This is a genomic window from Peptidiphaga sp., from assembly GCF_057238965.1.
In genome coordinates this window covers 311-20266 of sequence record NZ_DBHHEV010000006.1, presented here as the reverse complement: position 1 = coordinate 20266, position 19956 = coordinate 311, and the positions used below count along the sequence as shown (strand labels likewise).

The 19956-nt window shown below is 64.3% G+C and carries 15 protein-coding genes and 1 tRNA gene (1 of these 16 running past the window's edge); 6 read left to right on the top strand and 10 right to left on the bottom strand.

What is annotated here, in order from left to right; all coding sequences use genetic code 11:
* Positions 1–45: 45 nt before the first annotated feature.
* From ACO48X_RS01655 to ACO48X_RS01640, 4 genes are all read left to right on the top strand, one after another.
* Positions 46–2058 (top strand): TPM domain-containing protein, encoded by a 2013-nt coding sequence (locus ACO48X_RS01655; RefSeq protein WP_484999922.1) that lies wholly within the window; start codon positions 46–48, stop codon positions 2056–2058.
* 33 nt (positions 2059–2091) lie between these two features.
* A complete protein-coding gene (locus ACO48X_RS01650; protein WP_484999920.1) occupies positions 2092–2847 on the top strand; it encodes a PspA/IM30 family protein in 756 nt (251 codons plus the stop codon).
* A 178-nt stretch (positions 2848–3025) separates the two neighbouring features.
* On the top strand, positions 3026–3766 hold the full coding sequence (locus ACO48X_RS01645; protein WP_009197666.1) for a response regulator transcription factor: 741 nt from the start codon (positions 3026–3028) through the stop codon (positions 3764–3766).
* 3 nt (positions 3767–3769) lie between these two features.
* Positions 3770–5542 (top strand): sensor histidine kinase, encoded by a 1773-nt coding sequence (locus ACO48X_RS01640; protein ID WP_484999918.1) that lies wholly within the window; start codon positions 3770–3772, stop codon positions 5540–5542.
* Between the two features lie 139 nt (positions 5543–5681).
* Here the strand turns inward: ACO48X_RS01640 and ACO48X_RS01635 are convergent, their stop codons facing one another.
* Positions 5682–6425 (bottom strand): lysophospholipid acyltransferase family protein, encoded by a 744-nt coding sequence (locus tag ACO48X_RS01635; RefSeq protein WP_484999916.1) that lies wholly within the window; start codon positions 6423–6425, stop codon positions 5682–5684.
* Entirely contained in the window at positions 6422–7222 is an 801-nt protein-coding gene (locus tag ACO48X_RS01630; protein ID WP_484999914.1) for an SDR family NAD(P)-dependent oxidoreductase, read from the bottom strand. Before ACO48X_RS01630 ends, ACO48X_RS01635 begins: the two co-directional genes overlap by 4 nt.
* A gap of 138 nt (positions 7223–7360) precedes the next feature.
* Here ACO48X_RS01630 and ACO48X_RS01625 point away from each other — a divergent pair, with 138 nt between their 5' ends.
* Positions 7361–9052, top strand: a complete 1692-nt coding sequence (locus ACO48X_RS01625) for an HD domain-containing protein (protein WP_484999912.1) — start codon at positions 7361–7363, stop codon at positions 9050–9052.
* Positions 9053–9219: 167 nt separating this feature from the next.
* On the opposite strand, the gene groL is transcribed toward ACO48X_RS01625, so the two are convergent.
* The 7 genes from groL to ACO48X_RS01590 all read right to left on the bottom strand — a co-directional run bounded on the left by groL (position 9220) and on the right by ACO48X_RS01590 (position 18376).
* A complete protein-coding gene (gene groL, locus ACO48X_RS01620) occupies positions 9220–10848 on the bottom strand; it encodes a chaperonin GroEL (RefSeq protein ID WP_484999910.1) in 1629 nt (542 codons plus the stop codon).
* 300 nt (positions 10849–11148) lie between these two features.
* On the bottom strand, positions 11149–11454 hold the full coding sequence (locus ACO48X_RS01615) for a hypothetical protein (protein ID WP_484999908.1): 306 nt from the start codon (positions 11452–11454) through the stop codon (positions 11149–11151).
* A 150-nt stretch (positions 11455–11604) separates the two neighbouring features.
* Positions 11605–12306: a hypothetical protein gene (locus ACO48X_RS01610; RefSeq protein WP_484999906.1), complete on the bottom strand. Its 702-nt coding sequence runs from the start codon at positions 12304–12306 to the stop codon at positions 11605–11607.
* 1 nt (position 12307) lies between these two features.
* A complete protein-coding gene (locus ACO48X_RS01605; protein WP_484999904.1) occupies positions 12308–14011 on the bottom strand; it encodes an alpha/beta hydrolase in 1704 nt (567 codons plus the stop codon).
* Between the two features lie 245 nt (positions 14012–14256).
* The gene (locus ACO48X_RS01600; RefSeq protein WP_484999902.1) at positions 14257–17166 is read right to left on the bottom strand and encodes a leucine-rich repeat domain-containing protein; all 2910 of its coding nucleotides are present in this window, start codon (positions 17164–17166) and stop codon (positions 14257–14259) included.
* Positions 17167–17458: 292 nt separating this feature from the next.
* Positions 17459–18115, bottom strand: coding sequence for a LytR C-terminal domain-containing protein (locus ACO48X_RS01595; protein ID WP_484999900.1), 657 nt, complete (start codon positions 18113–18115; stop codon positions 17459–17461).
* A 9-nt stretch (positions 18116–18124) separates the two neighbouring features.
* Complete coding sequence (locus tag ACO48X_RS01590) at positions 18125–18376, bottom strand: DUF3263 domain-containing protein (protein WP_484999898.1); 252 nt, start codon at positions 18374–18376, stop codon at positions 18125–18127.
* Positions 18377–18522: 146 nt separating this feature from the next.
* Between ACO48X_RS01590 and ACO48X_RS01585 the strand changes: the two genes are divergently transcribed.
* Positions 18523–19191: a uracil-DNA glycosylase gene (locus ACO48X_RS01585; protein WP_484999896.1), complete on the top strand. Its 669-nt coding sequence runs from the start codon at positions 18523–18525 to the stop codon at positions 19189–19191.
* 736 nt (positions 19192–19927) lie between these two features.
* Here the strand turns inward: ACO48X_RS01585 and ACO48X_RS01580 are convergent.
* Positions 19928–19956, bottom strand: a tRNA-OTHER gene (locus tag ACO48X_RS01580); it runs 42 nt beyond the window's last position.

Below are 19956 nucleotides of genomic sequence, written 5' to 3'. Positions count from 1 at the left end.
CGGCCCCACATTGCCCACGCAGACATGGCAGGTGAGAATCAGACCGTGAAGAAAACGAATCGCCATTGCCCGGTGCGACGACTTCTCGCGCCTTCGATAGCCCTCGCCGGTCTGGTGGCCGTTCCCGCCGCCCTCGCGGCCCCCGCCTTCGCCGAGGAGCCCGAGCAGCTCAAGTCGACGGTGACGGACACGGCAGGCGTGATATCCAACGAGAAAGCCCTTCAAGACGCGCTCGCCTCGGCCCGGGACAAGACCCACAAGTCCGTTTACATCGTCTTCGTCAAGAATTTCGGGTCGAAGACGACCGACACTTGGGCGAAGGATGCTTTCCGCAAGTCCGGCCTGTCCCGCTCGGATTCGCTGATCGCCGTGGCGACCGAGACCAACAGGTTCTCGCTCTTCGCCGGGGGCTCAGGCTATTCCGTCGCCGAGCTCAGGAAGGCCCTCGACGGTTCGGGCGTGTACGACAAATGGCGCAGCGGCGACTGGGCGGGCGGGGCGAAGTCCGTCGTCTCCAACCTCGAAGAGAATGCGACTAAAAAAGAGGGGGCCGATTCGGAGGGGGCCGGCGAATCGAAAGGGTCGGGACTGTCGGGGAGCACCGCGGCGCTCCTCATCGGCGTTCCGGCCGTCGGAGCCGGCGCCGCCGGCGGCGTCTACGTTTGGCGCAGGCGCAAGAAAGGCAAAGAGCTCGAGGCCAGGAACGCGGAAGACCTCGCTTCGCTGTCGAAGCGCGCCGCCCGCCAGCTCCTCGAAACCGACGACGGCGTGCGCGGGGCGGCCGCGGAGCTCGAATTCGCCCGCGCGGAATTCGGCGTCGAGGCCACCAAGCAGTTCGCCGAGGCTCTGGCCTTCGCCCAGGATTCCATGCAGAAGGCCTTCGTTGTGCGCCAGGCGCTCGACGACGACATTCCCGAAACCCCTCAGCAGCAGTGGGAGATGAATCAGAGGATACTCGCGCTGACCGCTTCGGCCCGCGAGGCGATCACGGCGCAGGAGCAGGGCTTCCAAAACCTGAGGAACCTCTCGGCGCGGGTCGACCAGCACTTGGCCGAGCTTCAAACGAGGGCCGACGAGCTTGACGGGCAGCGCAACATCCTCATGGCCGAGATCGACAACCTCGCCCTGACGTACTCGCCGGCCGCGCTCGCGACGCTGCGAACATACCCCGACCAGATCGCGACTCTCGTCACGAGCGCCCGCAGCTCGATCGCCTCGGGCCGCCACAACGCCTCCGAAGGAAAGCGCAACGAGGCCGTGGCCTTCGCCCGCATGGCCGAAGAGACGCTCGGCCACGCGGCGGCAAAGGCAGAAGAGATCAAAAAGGCGCGCGGCTCCCTCGACGACGCCTTCCAAAAGGTGCATGCCGCTCTGGCCTCCATCTCCTCCGACGTCGTCGACGCCAAACGCCTCGGCGCCGGCAACCCCGCCATCGCCGCAAAGCAGGCCGACGCCGAGAAGGCGATAGCCGCTCATTCGAACGGCGACGTCGACCCGATAAAGGCCCTGGCAGAGCTGGCCGCGGCCGAGGACGCGGACGAGATCAGGAAGCGGAAAGAGGAGGCGAGCCATCGCAACCGGGGCATCGCCCAGCAGACGATCGACCGCGTGGAGAAAATCGAAGGGTACGGCCGCTACGCCGACCAGAAGGCGAGAACCCTTCTCGCAACCGCCCGGGAGAACGTCGCCAAGGGCGACTCCGCGGAATCGCCCGACGCCAGGGACGATTACTACAAGGCCGCGGTTTCCGCAGCCGACCGGGCGGAAGACAGGGTCATGGACCTCCGCGAGCGCGATTCGCACAGGTATGACTATGACGCGCGCGACGGCGGCGGAATCGGCGGCACAATGGGAGGCATGCTCGCCGGCATGGTGCTCGGGTCCCTCTTCAACGGCGGGCATGACGACCGCCACAGAGGCGGCTTCTCCACCGGGTCTTTCTTCGGCGGCGACTCCGACGACGGCGGGTTTTCCCTGGGTTCCCTGTTCGACGGCGACTCCGACGGCGGCTTCGACTTCGACTTTGACTTCGGCGACTCCGACGGCGGGTCTTTCTAAAACTTCATCAACACCTTACCGAAAGGCACAGATATGGCTGAGAAGCAGACGATCCTGGGACGGATCACCCAGCTCGCCAAGGCGAACATCAACGCCTTGCTCGACAGGGCCGAGAATCCTCAGAAGATGCTCGACCAGATGGTCCGCGACTACACGAATTCGATCGCCGAGGCGCAGGACGCCGTGGCCGTGACCGTCGGCAACCTCCGGCTTGCCCAGGCCGATTATCAGGAGGACGTCAAGGCATCCCGCGAGTGGGGGCAGAAGGCCCTCGCTGCGTCGAACAAAGCCGAGCAGATGCGCCTGGCTGGCAACGAGCAGGACGCCGCGAAGTTCGACAACCTGGCCAAGATCGCCATTTCGAAGCAGATGGCCTCCGAGAAGGAGGCAAAGGACGCCGAGCCGCTCATCGCCTCGCAGGAAGAGGTCGTCGCCAAACTCAAGAACGGCCTCGACCAGATGCGCAGCAAGCTCGACGAGCTCAAGACGAAGCGCAACCAGCTCGTGGCCCGCGCGAAGACGGCAGAGGCCCAAAATCGCGTCCAGGATGCGATCTCTTCGATCAACGTCCTCGACCCCACGTCCGAGCTCGGCCGCTACGAGGACCAGATCCGCCGCCAGGAGGCGCTCGCCCAGGGCAAGGCCGAGGTGGCCGTCTCGTCCCTGGACCAGCAGTTCGCCGAGCTCGAGGACCATTCGCAGGACATCGAGATCGAGGCGAGGCTCGCCGCCCTCAAGAGCGGCGACACCCCCGCCCAGATTGAGGCGCGCGACTTCAACGCCTACTGACATCGCGGCGGGCGTCGGCTTCGTCCGGCCGAGGCTTCGGCCGCAGCGAACGCCGAGACGGCGCTCATTGAGCGCGCCCGCGCCGCCATTGCAGCGCCCCTGCTGCGCAGGAACCATTGCCTGCCAGGCAGGGGCGCTTTTGCAGACAATTCCCAGGAATGGGTTGTTAGATGACGGTATGACCGACTCTAAGCTTCCCGAAGCAACCGTTCTCGTGGTCGACGACGAGCCGTCGATCCGAGAGTTGCTCTCCGCGTCCTTGCGTTTCGCAGGATTCGATGTTTTGTCCGCGGCCGACGGCAAAGAAGCCCTCGACCATCAGGCCGGCGCCCATCTCGATCTCGCCGTTTTGGACGTCATGCTTCCCGACATGGACGGATTCACGATCCTGCGCAAACTCCGGGAGCGCGACGCCGAGCTTCCCGTCCTCTTCCTCACCGCACGCGACGACGTAAAAGACAAAATCCAAGGCCTGACGGTGGGCGGCGACGATTACATCACCAAGCCCTTTTCGCTGGAAGAAGTGGTGGCTCGAATCCGCGCGGTCCTGCGCCGCACGCACCCCTCGGACGCCGACGCCGCCGTCCTGACCTACGGCGACCTCGAACTCAACGAGGAGACGTACGACGTACGGCGCGCCGGCCAGATCGTCGAACTGTCTCCGACCGAATTCAAGCTGCTGCGCTATCTGCTCATCAACGCCGAGAGGGTCGTGTCGAAAATGCAGATCCTCGACCACGTGTGGGACTACAACTGGAACGGCGAAGTCTCGATCGTCGAGTCCTACATTTCCTATCTGCGCCGCAAGATCGACTCGGCCGAAGCCCTCGGCATCACGGATCCCGAAGAGGCAAAGGCCATCGTCCCCCTGATTCACACGAAGCGTGGAATCGGCTACGTGCTCCGCAACACGAAATAACGCATGACGGATAGCACCGTGGGCAGCGCCCACGTCATGAAAAGGCGGACGCTGACCTTTCGCCTTCTCATCACGTTTCTGTCGCTCCTCGCTCTGGTCATCGTCGCCCTGGGATTCGTGACGATATCGATGCTCAGGTCCTACCTCGTCCACAACGTAGACGACCAGCTCAAATCCACCGGGCAGGTCGTCGCTAGCAAAACCCTCGCCAACATCGCGAAGATAAAGGGAAACGGCTCCGCAGACGACGTCGGCCATCTCAACCTCTCGGACTATTACATCTACGTGAAAATGGAGGGGGACACGATCATCGTCCCCTCTCCCGACAACAACGCCGCAAAGAAGCCCGATTGGGACGTGGCGGGGCCGGAGTACTTCAGTCGGCAGACGTATCAGCGCTACGGCAAGCCCAAAGACCCCGGGAGCTTCGCTTCGAAAAAGGCCGCAGACTTCGAAACCATCGAGGGAACGCAGTTCGGAACCCAGTGGCGCGCAATAGCCTTCAACCTCAACGACGGGCGGGGAACGACGATCGGGACGATGATCATCGCGCTCCCCCTGACCCCCGTCGATGCGACGGTCGCCCGAATCGCCTGGGTCATCGGATTGTCGGGCGCAGCGATTGTCATCGTCGGCGCGTTCACGGCGCTGTTTTCCATCCGTTCGTCGCTCAAGCCCCTTCGCGGGATCGAGAGCGCAACCCATGCGATCGCCGACGGCGACCTCTCGCGCCGCGTCCCCAAGGGCCAAGAGGGCTCCGAGGTGGGCAAGCTCGCCGATTCCATCAACGTCATGCTCGAGCAGATCGAGCAGTCCTTCGACATCAAGGAACGCTCCGAAAAAAAGATGCGTCAGTTCGTCTCCGACGCCTCGCATGAGCTGCGCACTCCGCTGGCCACGGTTCGCGGCTACGCCGAGCTCTATCGCATCGGCGGCGTGCCGGACTGCGAAATCCCGGTCACGATGGACAGGATCGAATCCGAGGCTCAGCGCATGAGCGGACTCGTCGAGGACCTTCTCCAGCTCGCCCGGCTCGACGAGGGGCGCCCTCTTTCGCTGAAGGACACGCAGCTGACCGAAATAGCCATGAATGCGGCCATGGACTTGAGGGTTCGCGACGCAGGCCGCCCCGCCGCCGTCATCGGCCTCGACGGAGGCCCCGCGCCGGAAATCACGATCTACGCCGATTCAGACAAGGTCATCCAGGTCGTCACCAATCTGCTCTCCAACGTTCTCAGCCACACGCCGGCCGGCACCCCGGTCGAGATAGCTCTGGGAAGACAGGGAAAGGACGCCGTCGTCGAGGTTCGCGACCACGGGCCCGGCGTCGAACCTGAGGATTCTGAGCGGCTTTTCGAGCGTTTCTTCAGAACGGACTCCTCCCGGTCGCGGGCATCCGGCGGATCGGGCCTTGGCCTGGCCATCGTCGCCTCTGTCATGGCCGCACACGGCGGGACGGCGCGGATCAGCGAGACGCCGGGCGGCGGCCTGACGGTGCGCCTGACCTTCCCGCCTGTCGCCTCCTCAACGGCGTCGGGCGGCATCACAGCTGCCGAGGAGGCGGCGCGCGTCGCATCTCCGTCGGAGACGGAGCAGAAGTCCAAGCCGGAGTCCAAGCCCAAGGGCATCGGTCGGTTCAAGGGCTCGGCTGGCAAAGGATCGGCCAACAAGAACTCGCCCAACAAAAACTCGGCCGACAAAAACTCGGCCGACAAGAGCTCAGACAACACGAGCTCGGCTAACAAAGCCCCGGCCAAGGGCCCGGCAAAAGACTGACCTCGCAGGCAAAGACGGTTTGGCGGCCCGGCTTTGTGCGGAGACGGCCGCGAACGGCCTCACACGCAGACGATCGCGGCGCGCTGAAGAGCCGGTTCGTTCCGGCGGTCCTCCGGCTCTGCCGGAAGGCGGTCAGGCCTCAGGCGGCGTCGTCGAACTCCCCGAAGGGAGACGTTCCGTCCTCGTCGACGGGATGAGGCGTGTGCTGTTCGAGCATGAGCTCAATCGCGTGGAAAACCCTGGCCATATAGGCTTCCGCAGACTCCCCTTCGCGTCCTTTCATGGGCCTGCCGATGAACAGGCACACTTCCGATCGGAACTTCGGCAGAAACCTCCCCACGGGCATGGCTTCGTGCCCGCCGAGCATGGCGATTGGGACGATCGGCACCCCCACCTGCATGGCGAGGGCCGCTGCGCCCGCCTTCGGCTGGCCGATCTTGCCGCTGCGCGAGCGCGTGCCTTCGGGGAAGACCAGAATCGGCACGCCTGCCCGCAGCAGGCGCCCCGTCATCCCCGCCGCCTTGCTGTGCTCGACGCTTTCGCGCTTGCCCTTGCGCAGGATCGGATAGGTGTTGAAAAAGACGGACGTGAGGGAGGAGATCCCGCGTTTGCGGTAAAAGTAATCGGCCGCGGCGCCGGTGGCGAGCTTTTCTGTGATCCAGTCGGGCAGAAGCGAGAAGACCATGGGCGCGTCCAAGTGCGAGGAGTGATTGGGCACCAAAATGAAGGCGCCTTCCAGGCCCTTGACGTTTTCCTCCCCCAGAACCTCGGTTTTCAAGTAGGTCGACATGACGGGCCGGGTCATGTACCTGCGCACGCGATGGCGCCTTCTGGCCCTCTTCTCGTCGAGATACCGGTCAACCGGCTCAAGGTTCTCCGTCACCCGTCGCGCCTCCTCACGATCTTCTGCGTCACGGCGCCGACGGCGCGCTGCGGGGCGTATCGAGCGAGGGCCGAGGCGACCTTGAACTTAAGGGAAGGCGTGACGTAGGTCTTCCCGGCGTCGACGGCTCGAAGCGTCTCCTCGACGACGGCGTCGGCGTCGAGCCAGACGGCGTCGGGAAGGTTCGACGTCGCGATGCCCGCGCGAGCGTGGTGCTCCGTGCGCACCCACCCCGGCATGAAGGTCACAACCTGAACTCCGTGGGGTCGCATTTCCAGCGCGAGCGCCTGCGACCACGTTTTCACAAGGGCTTTGATCGCCGAGTACAGGCCCATGGGAACGAGGCCCGAAACCGAGGCCGTGTTGACGACGACGCCGTGGCCGCGGGCCTTCATGGCGGCGGCGGCGACGGCGCCGACCTCGACGACGGCGGTGGCCATGAGATCGATGGCCTCCCTCAGCGGCGCCGTGTCCGTTGTGGCGAGGGGGTGATGCAGGCCTTTGCCCGCGTTGTTGACGAGGATCTCGACTTGCTCCTCGTCGATGTAGGAGCAGACCTTTGCCACGCCCTCCGCTTGCGAGAGATCGGCCGAAAGCGCGACGACGTCGACGCCCCTCGAGGAGAGCTCGGCGGCGACCGATTCCAGTCGGGCCTCGTTGCGGGCCACGAGCGCGATGTCGCATCCGCGTGCGGCCAGGGCGCGGGCGAAAGCCAATCCGATCCCGGAGGTTCCCCCCGTCACCAGAGCTCTTCCGCGCAGCGGCGACGGCGAGGCCGATCTCTTCGAAAACTTCACATCACTACGTTAGGGCATTTCGCCCCATTGCGTGGACTCAAAGCGCTGACTACGCGAAAGCTCAGGAGCTCCCCAGCCGCCGAATGTGCGATTTCAGCCAAGAGGACTAGTATGGCTGGCCTAAGGTAGGAGGTTTCGATGCACGTCGACATTCCGCAGTGGCTGCCGCAGGCGTATGTGCGGGCAGTCCAAGCGGCTGGCTCTCCTTTGTCGAAGGAGGAGCTCGCCGTAGCATGTCGCGACGTTCTCCGACGATGGTCGTCCGACGACAGGCACTATCACGGGCTTCAGCACTTGATGGACATCGCGGCGAGCGTGGAGACCCTGACGCCGCAGATGCACCGCCCCGAGCTTGTTCGGCTGGCGGCCTGGTACCACGGCGTCGTCTTCTCAACTGAGGCGAAAGACACGTACACCCGCAACGGCGGAGAAGACGAGGCGGCCTCCGCGGAGGTCGCATACGAGGATCTGCTGCGCTTCGGCGTTCCTGAGGACAACGCCCGCCGAGTGGCCGAGCTTGTCAGGGGAGTCCGCTCAAAGTGCGATCCGCGGTCGAGCGACACAGCCAAGCTCGATGCGATCGACATCGACTTGCTGGCCCTGCGCGACGCACACATGGGAACGCTCGCGGTCGAGCCTCAGCGCTACAAGAAGTACATAGAACGAGTTCGCAAAGAGTACAGTCACATTCCCACGGTTCTTTTCCTGCGCGGACGCCAGGAGATCATTCGCCATCTGCTCGGACGCCCAGCGCTCTTCATCACGCCGCTGGCCCGCCAGTGGGAGGAGACCACCCGGGAGAACCTGCAAGCCGAATCGCAGCGGATCGCCGCCAAACTTGAAGCCATGTCGGAGCAGGACGGCGCCCCGGCGACCAACGAGCGAAAGGCCATGGCCGCCAGGGTCCCGGAGGTCGAAGAAGACCCCCGGCCCACGCTCGTCCCTCACGCACGAATCCTCACGCCCTCCTCCGCGCAATCGCCCCTCTCAGCCGTCACGCCCCCCTACCCTGCAAGCGCCCCGTCTCCCGCGACGGGCTCATTCGCCGCCGTTCAGGCCACAGAGCACGGCAACGGCAGGCAAGACGGCTTGGGGCGAGGCGACGCGGCACACGTCAGAGCCGCACAAAGCAACGCCGGGCAAAGCCGCGTCGGCGGCGGAGGCCGCGCGGACGCCCAAGGGCAGGTTTCAGGCGCCACGCAGGTTTCGAGCCTTGAGTCCTGCGGGGAGCGATTCTCACCGGGCGAGAAGACTCCGACGGATCTGAGCCCCGAAGAGCTCAAGCAGCTCAAACGCGAAAGGCTGGCCGCACAGGTGCGCAAACGGATTGAGGACCGCCATCAGGCCGGACGCTGCGCGGGCGACGCCCAAGCGGGCTCCGGCGGCGCCTTGACCGAGGCGGGGACGGTGCGCGCCGTCGGCGCCGCCAAGCCAAGAAATGCGGAGGCGGGCGCAACGGAGTCAGGGAAGGCGGAGACGGGCGGCCAGAGGGCCGCAAATGCCCGTGCCGCGGACGGCCTGGACGCCGTCGCAAGCCCTCGCGTTCCGGACGGCTTTAAGGCGGCGAACTCGCAGTCGCCGGACGCCGCCCCCGCGGAAGCCGGAGAATGGGACAACGCGCTCGGCTCCAGCCTCAGCCGCCTGACAGAAGAGGACGCCGCCGAGCAGGGAGGCGCCTCAGGTGCGGAGTCGTGGCGATTGGCCTTCCCAAGAGGGAGGCATGGCTACAAAGTTCTCTCGGCCGCCACCCCCGAGTGGGTCGACGACGAAGAGGAGGCCGCCACAGCGCAAGTGTCCACGAGCGGAATGGAACGCGAACCCGACCTGTGAGGCGCGACTGAGGCCCACCAGCCCTGCTGCACACGCGAGAGGCGGGATGCCGAGGCTGCCGCCGTCCGTCTCTTTGGCTCAGCCCTGCTGCACACGCGAGGGGCGGGAACCCTGGAAGGCTCCCGCCCCTCGATTATGCGAAGAGACTGCCGATGCGGCCTCGCGGCTTAGTACATGCCGCCCATGCCGCCCATGTCGGCGTCGGCGCCGCCCGCAGCGGGCTTCTCCGGCAGGTCGGCCACAACCGCCTCGGTGGTCAGGAACAGGCCGGCAATGGACGCCGCGTTCTGCAGAGCGGAACGGGTCACCTTCACCGGGTCCATGACGCCTTCGGAGAGGAGGTCGCCGTACTCGCCGGTCGCGGCGTTCAGGCCGCTGCCCTTGGGGAGGTTGCGGACCTTCTCGGCCACGACTCCGCCTTCGAGGCCGGCGTTCTCAGCGATCTGCTTGAGCGGCGCCTCGATGGCGATCTTGACGATCTGCGCACCGGTCGCCTCGTCGCCCTCGGGTTCGAATCCCTTGTAGGCTTCCTCAGCGGACTGGATGAGGGCGACGCCGCCGCCGGCGACGATCCCCTCTTCGACGGCCGCCTTCGCGTTGCGAACGGCGTCCTCGATGCGGTGCTTGCGCTCCTTGAGCTCGACTTCGGTCGCGGCGCCCGCCTTGATGACGGCGACGCCGCCGGCGAGCTTGGCCAGGCGCTCCTGCAGCTTCTCGGTGTCGTACTCCGAGGTGGAGTTCTCAATCTGCACCTTGATCTGCGCGACGCGTCCCTCGATCTGCTCGGGGGTTCCGGCGCCGTCGACGATCGTCGTCTGGTCCTTGGTCAGCACGACCTTGCGGGCGCGGCCGAGCATGTCGATGTCGGTGTTCTCAAGCTTGAGTCCGACGGTCTCGGAGATGACCTGGCCGCCCGTGAGGATGGCCATGTCCTGGAGCATCTCCTTGCGACGGTCGCCGAAGCCGGGGGCCTTGACGGCCACGGACTTGAAGGTGCCGCGAATCTTGTTGACGACGAGGGTCGCGAGGGGCTCGCCCTCGACGTCCTCGGCGATGATGAGCAGCGGCTTGCCCGTCTGCATGACCTTCTCGAGGACGGGAAGGAGTTCCTTGACGTTGGAGACCTTGGAGTCGACCAGGAGGACGTAGGGCTCCTCCAGGACGGCTTCCTGACGCTCGGGGTCGGTGACGAAGTACGGCGAGAGGAATCCCTTGTCAAAGGACATTCCCTCGGTCAGCTCGAGCTCGAGGCCGAAGGTGTTGGACTCCTCGACGGTGATGACGCCTTCCTTGCCCGCCTTGCTCATCGCCTCGGCGATGACCTGGCCGATCTCCTTGTCGCCGGCCGAGATGGCGGCGGTCGAGGCGATCTCCTCTTCGGTCTCCACTTCCTTGGCGTCGGCGAGCAGCTGCTCTGAAATGCGAGCGACCGCCTTGTCGATGCCCTTCTTCAGCGCAATCGGGTTCGAACCGGCCGCAACGTTGCGCAGGCCCTCGCGCACGAGCGCCTGGGCCAGAACCGTGGCGGTGGTGGTGCCGTCGCCCGCGACGTCGTCGGTCTTCTTGGCGACTTCCTTGACCAGCTCGGCGCCGATGCGCTCGTACGGCTCTTCGAGGTCAATCTCCTTGGCGATGGAAACGCCGTCGTTGGTGATGGTGGGGGCGCCCCACTTCTTGTCGAGGACGACGTTGCGCCCCTTGGGGCCGAGCGTGACCTTGACGGTGTCGGCAAGAAGGTTGAGGCCGCGCTCCATGGAGCGACGTGCTTCCTCGTCGAAGGCAATGGTTTTTGCCATGCTTAGTATTCCCTCCAGATGGGATGCTCGGTCGGTGCCCGCGACGGACGACGCCGCCCGAACCGGTCCTATTTCCGGCCCGCCCGGCGCCTCACCGACTGAGAGGTTTTATCACTCTACGGTTGCGAGTGCTAACTAAGATTCTGGCACTCGCGCCCGGAGAGTGCAAGGCAACGCCGTTCACCCAAAGCTGAGTCTTCGCGGCTCAAGTCTGGAGGTCTCTTTCGGCGGGGATTCCCGTTTGCACGCGGAAACCTCCGCCCGAGGGAAGCTTAGCCGCCGCCCGAGGACGGCCTCCGTTCACACCGGCTTCTGCCGCGTGGAAGAGAAGGCCGCCGCGTTCGCCTGATCGGCTGAGGCAAAGTCCTCCGCCGCCTCCCTGGTGGCCTTTGAATACGCCTCCAGGCGCTTCGCGTAGATGCCCACCGCTTCCTCGAAATACCCCGCTGCCTTCTCGGCTGCGGCGCCCAGGCCGCCGTTGACGACGCCGTCGTTCGACTCGCGGATGGCATCGCCGTTGTCGATGCCTCGAATGACGCCGGCCAGGTCGTCCGACGTCGCCACCATCTTGCGAAGGGCCGCATCGTTTACTCTCAGCTCTCCCATGTTTCCTCCTTTGCGTGACGCCCGGGATGTGAGCCGGGCTTTTGGGATTCGCCTGTCTCATTCGAGCCTTCTTAGAGGAGCCCGCCATTCGAGTTCCCTGCTGGAGCCCGCTTACTCCTTCGGGCCCGATCGCTTTTCCTCAGGGCTTGATCACTTCGCTGTGGCGCCGGATTGCTTCGCTGTGGCGCCGGACCGCTTTGCCGCGGGGCTCGGCGGCGGTGTGACGGCGACGTTCGGATCGTAGGGCGCCCATCTCTCCGGCGAAGAAAAGCCGCGTCCGGTGCTGCGCAGACTGTCGGGAACCACTTCCGTTCCGCGAGGCCAGTCGGAAAAACCCTGGGGGCTGTTGTCCTTGCCGCAACCGGTGTCGATCTCAATCAGAAGGAACTCCGGGTGGCTGATGACGGTGAGCTCGGCGCCGGTGCGCGGATTATTGAGGATTCCCGCGTTGCCCTCGGTGTGTATATAAGGTTCGGGCTTGCCAAATCCGTAAGGCTTGGCGAGCTCGTATATCCTCGCCGTCGCAGCCTTCCACTTTTCGGCCGGAATGGGAGCCGCCGTCGCCAACCTATACAGTTCGGAGGAGTATCCGGCCGGGCAGACGACGAACGCACTCACCTTCGTCTGAATCTGCTCCTCTTGGGGCTTCCATTCGCCCACCCCGTATTCTTGGCTCAGCATCCGGTAAAGCGAGATTTCCAGCCCCAGGGTTTCGCGCCGAAGCTCGACGACGGGCCGCTCGACGGGCGAAGCCGTCGCCTCGCCCCCGCCGAGGTACTCGTCGGACATATCGCACCCCGCCGCAAACGCTCCAGCCGCGCACAGGGCGGCGATCGCTTTCTTGCCGACCATCTCACTTCTCCTCCGCAGCCATGCCCTTGCCCGACATGATGCGTCCAATATTGTACGTCGAAGTTTTTCCCTCGGAATTCTTGGACTCGGGCCCCGAAAGGTACTCCGAATGACCATGAGAGGCCTCATAACGCCCTCCTTCGGGACTTGTCCACTTCTCGGTGCTGAAATGCTCGAAGTTCTTGTTGACGTCGGGATTCAGGCCGAACCGCCCGCTCGCCGCGACGGCGTCCCCCTCCGCGGCGCCGACGTAGGTATTTCCAGGAAGGACGTTGAGCTCGTCGTTGGTCGTCGCGTTCACCCCGGCGGATCCCCACACCGCAACTTGATCCTGAACGTCGGTGAGGCCCGCGGCGACAGCCGCGGCGAGCGAACCGTAGGAGTGCCCGCTCAACGTGAGATTCGGATCCCCCGCATGCGTTTGCTGCACTCCTTCCATGAAGGAAGACAGGCGTTCTTTCGCCTCGTTGGCCGCATGGGGGTAATAGACGGCATTCTTCTGATACGGCGCCGATTCGCCCCAGCTGGGGGCGTCGTAGTCGAGCCACACGACCCCCGCGCTTCCCCCGGTATGCTGCCGATCGGACACTTGCAGGGCCCTTTCGAGGCCGACCACGGAGCTCCCTCCTGCGCCTCCGGAGCCGATCAGGCCGTCCCGTACATTCGTCGTCATGCCGGGAACGTACACCATGACGTTCTTGGCCTTGTCGACGTCGCCCACTCCTATCGCCGCCCGCACGTGCTCATGGCCTTTCCCCGGATCGAAGACCAGGAGGCTCTGCCGCGCCGATTGCGCGCTGAAAAGCGCCTCCGGCCCGCCCTTCGGCATCGGAAACCGCTTGGCCAGGGCAAGAACGTGATCTCGGTTGTTGTAAACGTAAGCGCGGTACTCGCCCGGCGTCACGCCGTACTTTTTGAACAGGGCGTCGGACTCCCCTTCGGTTTCGACCTTTCCTTTGAGCTCCTCCATCCGGTCGAGGTACTTGTGCAGCAAGACCGTGTTGGCGCGGCTTCGAGCGTCGGCCGGGATGCCGTCGCGGTGCCCGATCCATTCGGGGTGCTTGAGGATGATCTCCTTCTGCTCTTCGGGCGAGAGCGCCGTCCACCAGTCGTTGACGTACTGAGCCCCCAGCGTCGAGCGCGGCGGCCCTTTGGTCCCGAGCTGGACCACATTGCTTCCACTCTCAATGGCATTGCTCCAGGCTTCGATGCCAAAATGCGAGTAGATCTGCTCTACGACCTTGAGGAACTGCTCGGCTTTGCCCACGCACAGGCAGCCTCGCTTAGTAAACCCCTCCTGGAGCGTGTCCTGAAGATCTTCCTTTGTGACCGGACCCGGATTGCCAAGGCGGAAGCCCATATCGACGCCGCTGACGGTGCCGTCGTCGTCGACCTCCCCGCCTTTCGCGCGCACCTCGGCGTTGAGGTCGGCGGCCTCTTTGGCCAGTTTGTCCGCCGACTCGCCGGCCAAGTCGAATTTCTGGGCAGCGTGCTGGAAGGTGCGCTCGAGATCCTCCGCATCGTCCACCATCGATCGGCGCTTCCTCTGCTCAGCCTCGGAGAACTTGCCTTCGAGCTCGGAAGAGCCTATCCCCGCCATCGCGGAGTGCGTCTCGCCGAATCGCTTCGCCGCGGCGCGCAGCATCACCGCCGCGTCGCGAAACTTGCCGCCGCGCCATAGCATGACATCATGAAAAGAAACCATCGCATCCTCCTTTGTTTCCCAACGAGCCTATCAAATCGATGCCGTGTATGCCAGGCGTAACTTGATTCTTCTAGAAAATGAGCCACCCTTGCTTTATTGGGAAGCGGTTCGAAGGAGTCCAAAGTCTACGAACCGGTCGGGAAGTGCATCGACGGCGGCGAACACGCGCCTCGGGCACAGAAAGGGCCCCGGAACGACGTCGAAATCGTCCGTCCCGGGGCCCTTCCTTGCGCGGCTGGGCCGGTTTAGCCGCGGCCGGTTCGGGAGGCTTCCGGCTCAGCCGGAGAGGAAGGCGCGGCCGAACCTGTCGAAGCCGTCGGCGAGGGCGTGGCGGCATGCCCGGCTGTGGGCGTCGCAGTCGGCGACGCCGTGGGCGCCTGAGAAGCCGAAGGCTCCGGGCTCGGCGTCGCGCCGTCGGAGACGTCGGCCATGAGGGTCAGCTCGGTGTGGTCGCGGACCTCGACCCTGACCTTCCCGCCCGCCGCGGGGGCGTTGTACTCGACGGTCGCCCGGTGGCCCTGGCCGGCGGCCTTTGCCTCGACCCAGTCGGACAGCGGCGTCGTCGTCCCGTCGGAGCCGACCGCGACGACCCGCACCTGGTGCGCGCCCTCTGCCACGCCTCCGCGCACATCTGCCGTGACAGCCAACTTCCCCTGGGAAGAGGCGGCGTGCCGGGCAGTCACGCTCATCGGCGTATACCTCTTAAGCTGCTTGGCCGGATCCATGCCGAAGGCGGACATCTTCTCGGACGCGAGCTTCCAGGCGGATGAGCCCGGCTCGGCCGCCACGTAGAAGACCGCCGAAGCCTTCCATTGCCCATCGACGGACTCGCTGTCGATGTTGAGCTCCTTCAGCGTGCCCGGCAGAACGAGAACCTTCGGGAACAGGCCCGCAGAGTAGCTGACCTCCGTCATCCCCTCGCCGAAGTATGCGGAGACGGGCTTTGGCCGGGGCGCGCCGTTCGTCAAGTTATCGTCGCTTTCGTCGTAGGAGTACACGAACTTTCCGTTCTTGGCTCCGCGCACGACGATCCGCTCGGGGTACCTGCCTTCGAAAGCGCGGTCAATCGAAGTGATCTGGGTTCCGAAATCGGCCTTGTGCAGCGACGGCGTGTTGAAGAATCCGTCCACAACCTCGAGGCTGTCGGGGAAACGCACTTCGTTGAGAGCCGTCGCATTCAAGAATGCGCGATTCCCGATGCTCTTGAGCCCGTCGGGAAGGCGGAGCTTTTGCAGCTTCGCATTGTCGGCGAAGGCGCTCTCGTCGATCGCCGTCACGCCGTCCTTGACGCGGCGCTCGGGGGTGTGGTCGCCCGGGGCGGACCGTATGAGGTGCACGCCATCGCTCCGTTTGGCGTAGAGCATGTTGCCCTCGGCGCTGAAGGTCTGATTGCCTTGGGCCACCGTCATTTCGCGCAGTTGCGGCGTCCCGTAGAAGACGTTCTCCTCCAGCACGGAGAGCCCCGACCCCAGGCGGACCTTGAGAAGCTTTTCATTGCCGGAGAAGGCGCCGGAGCGGATTGCCGTGACCGAGTCGGGAAGCGTCGCCTCGACCAATCCGGATTCGTAGAAGGCAAGCGAACCGATTTCCTTGAGCCTGTTGAGGTCGGTCCGCATGTTGACTGTCTTGAGCGCGGGCGTCTTCTGGAAGGCATAGACGCCGATCGTCGTGGCGCCGCCAAGATCGACCTCGGTCAGGTTGGCTGCCCACGCGAAGGCGCTATCCCCGATTGTCTCAAGGCCTCTCGGCAAAACAATCCTCTTAAGCGCTGAAGAATAGAAAGTTCCGTCTTCGACGCTTCGAAGGCCCGACGGCAGGTTGACCTCTTCATAAGCCGAATTGCTGAAGGCGTAACTGGCGATCGTCGTCACACTTGCCGGAACGTCGTAGGTCTTTGGACCGCTGCTTCCGGAGAGGTCCCGGGGGACGACGACGAGCTTGGTCCGCTGCTTGTTGAACAGCGCCTTTCCGACGACCGCATAGTTTGGATTGCCCTCGCTGACGGAGATCGTTCTGAGGGAATTGTTTCGGGAGAATGAGCCGTCAAGCTGATCGGGACCCACGCCCTTGCCGATGTGGAGTTTGGCGATTTCCCTCGTGCCGCTCACCGCGCCGTCAGCGTGGACGACCGAATCGGGAATCGTCAGTTCGGTTAGATTGGAGAAGGAGAATGCTCCTGGACCGATCGACTTCAGACCCTCCTGAAGGGTCAACTTCTCCAACGCCGAACGGTTGAATGCGGATTCTTCGATTGTTTCCAGTCCGGAGGGAAGCACGGCCTGCCTGATCCCCGAACGCCAGAAAGCCCATCTGCCCAGAACTTTGAGCTTCGAGGGAAATCCCGTCGAGATTTGCCCATCCGCCCCGACCACTTTCAGAGACCTGAGGCTATGGGTTATGGCAAACGCCCGGTAGTCGATCTTCGTCACGTTGTCCGAAACGGTGACGTCCTTCAAGCGACCTGCCTTCATGAACGTCATTTCGGGGATCTCCGTCAACCCGACAGGCAGGGCGGCCTTCTCGATTCCGCTGTCGTAAAACACCTCTTGCCCAAGGTGCGTCACCGAACGCGGAAGGACGATTTCTTTGAGAGCTCCCGTCCTGCTGAAAGCAGACTCGCCGACTTTCGCCAGCTTGCTGGGCTTGGCCTGGGCGTCTTCGAATTCGACGGCAGCCAACTCGCGGCAGTAGGCAAAGCCTTCTTCCTCGATTTCGGTCACCGTCGCGGGGACTTTGACCTTGACGACGCCGCTTCTGTAAAACGCCTCCTTGCCGATGACCTTGACCGAGTCGGGAATGACGACGTCCTTGGCAGAGCCTTTATACCGCACTAGCTTGCCCTTGCTGTCTATCTCGAAATCCCCGGTTCGCGGGCTTGGTGTGTCTGCGGGCAAAAGTTGCCTCTTGGCCGATGCGGCCCCTTTATTGGCCGAAACCGCATGGTTGCGGACCAAAGCGGCCTGCGGCGCATTATTGGAAACGGCCGGTTTTGCGGCCGCGGCCGGTTTGCCTGCCGCAGCCGGTTCCGTGATTCCGACCGGTTTCACGGCCGCAGCCGGTTCCGCGGCCGCAGCCGGTGAAACGACCATGAGCACGGCCAGAGCCACAACGGCGACCGTGGCGGCGAGCGACAGCCTCCTAGTAGAAATATTCATGCTTTCTCCTATGGAAATAGCGCAAATGCGCGAAAGTGAGCGTTGAGACATTGCTGCCTTTTCCAGGTGCCACCAACTTTACACAGGATGTACCTAAAAATATATGAGTTTAGGTACCCATGTCGTTTTCTGTTGCATACACCGCGCCGGCAGGGGCGCACGCACCCTCGCTTTATAGGCAATCACACACTTGTCCACAAGGGTTTGCAAACTCCCACAAGAGCTTGAAGCCCGCTCCTTTCTTTGCAAAGGGAGCGGGCTTCAAGAGGGGATTTAGGCTTTGCTTCGCGTCTCACCTCACGTCGGCGCGAAGAACGACGACGATCTGGTCGCCGCCCGTGGCCTTCGGCGCAAGGACGACGTTGCCGGGACGGATGCCGAGGGCCGCGGCGACCTGCTTGGCCGCTTGCGCATCCGAGGCTTTCGCGTAGAAAACGGTTGAAACTGCGGGGCTTCCTCCGCTGTAGTTGTTCGCCGAGACCTTCGTGTAGCCGGCCTTTTCCAGTTTCTGCTTCCCGGTGGCGGCCAATCCGGGCTTCTTCGATCCGTTGAGCACGAGAACGGGACGGCCGGCGTCGGCCGACGTGCTGCTCTCCTGCGCCGACGGAGTGGCAGAGGCGTCCGTCGACGGGTTCCCGCTTGGCTTGCCGGACTCCGACGGCTTGTCCCCGCCGGAGGAACTGGGATCGCCGCCTGAGCCCGCCGTCGGAGAGGCGCCGCTCGGGGCGCCCGAAGGGGCCTCCTTCGCGGAGGCGGTAGGCGCAGGCTTCTCCTCGGAGGAACCGATGTAGTTCGAGATCGCCCATCCCGCGGTCGGAGCAAGGATCACAACGGCGACAAGCGCCAGCCACCATTTGAGGTTCGACTCCTTGCGCCTGTGAGTTCCTCGAATCGTCCGGGCGTCTGCCAGCCGATCGAACTCGTCTGCGGGGTATTCGTTATCTGCCACGTTCATAGCCTAACAATCGCCGTCACTACTTCGCTCGCCAGCGCGCCGGTCCCGCAAACGCAGCAACCGACCCACAAGCTCAGGGCGCTCCATTCGCGCCTGCGGATTGGCAAGAACGCGATTAAGCACGAGGTAGTATCGGGTGGTGGTCATTCCCAGAGTCGCTATGGCCTCAGACTTGGTTCTCCCGCGGGTCCACCACGTTTCCTCCAAGTCCAGAACGGCGTTTTCGACGTCGGACAGGCTTGTGCCCTCCTCCAATGTTCCGCCTTTCTCGGTTTCGCGCCTCCATCGCGAGTGTGCCTCCGGCCGAAAGCGATCCTGCTTCCTCAGGCATCCTACCCCGCCCGGTCCGCGAGGGTCTCTCGGTCAGCCAATCTCACACACAAGAAGGCTAGGCTTGTGCCATGACCCTGGCAGACATCATCGACCCCGGATGGGCGCGCGAATTGGAACCCGTCGAACAGCGCATTCACGCAATGGGCGATTTCCTCCGGTCCGAGAACGCCGCAGGCCGCGGCTACCTCCCCGCGGGCGATCGAGTGCTGCGCGCTTTTTCATACCCGTTCGACGCCGTGCGGGTGCTGATCGTCGGGCAAGACCCCTACCCGACGCCCGGGCACCCCGTGGGACTGAGCTTTTCCGTCGACCCTTCCGTTCGCCCGATCCCCCGTTCCCTCGTCAACATTTACAGGGAGCTTTACGACGATCTGGGCATCTCCCCCGCCGACGACGGCGACCTCACCCCCTGGTGCGAGCAGGGAGTGATGCTTCTCAACAGGGTCCTGACCGTCCAGCCCGGCAAACCCGCATCGCACAGGGGAAAGGGATGGGAAGAGGTGACGGCCCACGCCATCCGCAGACTCGCGGGGCGCGGCGGCCCCCTGGTCGCAATCCTGTGGGGCAGGCCGGCCCAGGAGCTCAAGCCTCTGCTGGGCGACGTGCCGACGATCGAGTCCCCGCATCCTTCGCCGCTTTCGGCGACTCGAGGCTTTTTCGGGTCGCGTCCCTTCTCCCGAGCCAACTCCCTCCTCACCGACCTCGGCGGGCATCCTGTCGACTGGTCGCTTCGATAGGGCGACTGGCCGCTTTGACGGAGCGTCGCGCCTCGCTTTCGGCAGCGCGACAACGACGGCGTCCGTAAAACTCAGCGTGAATCCCCCGCGCCCCGCTTGCCGCAGCGCGACAAATCGGGCGACAAGGCGAGGGGCCGACGCAGCACACGCCGACGGCGCTAAGCCGGTTCCCCGGAAGCGGGCGAACGTCCGAGCCGCCAGAAAAAACGCCCCGGCGGCTTGCGAACGGCTAAGCGGCAGGGAAAGCCTGCGAGGCAAAGCAGGCCCTTCCGTCGCCGATGACGAAAGGGCCTGCTCGTAAGACCGGCGCAAACCGACACCAATGAAGGCGACTGCCGGGGCCGCGAAGGGTTGCGGGCATCGCAGCCGTCTCCTCCGACGTTTTCTGCACCGGTGTCGGTTTGCCGAGCCGGTGCGTGACTTCCGGCTCGTAATTCAATCTTAAACTAGGAGACCGTGTAAACCCATACTGCGAGAGGCGGATTTCGTCACGATTCCCCCTCCGCCCCGGGCATTGCGAACGAGGCGTACGCGGTTTGAGCCTCCCGCGGCCCTATCCGCGCAGGGACGGATCCGAGAGATTGAGAGGCTGCAACCGCGTATGAGATTGAAAGACAGACTGCAACCGCGTACGAGATTGAAAGACAGACTGCAACCGCGTACGAGATTGAAAAGCTGCAGCGGCGTGAACCGCCCGAGGGCGTAAGGTCACAGGCAAGAGGCACAAGAAAGTGTGAGCCACCTAAGGGACTCGAACCCTTGACC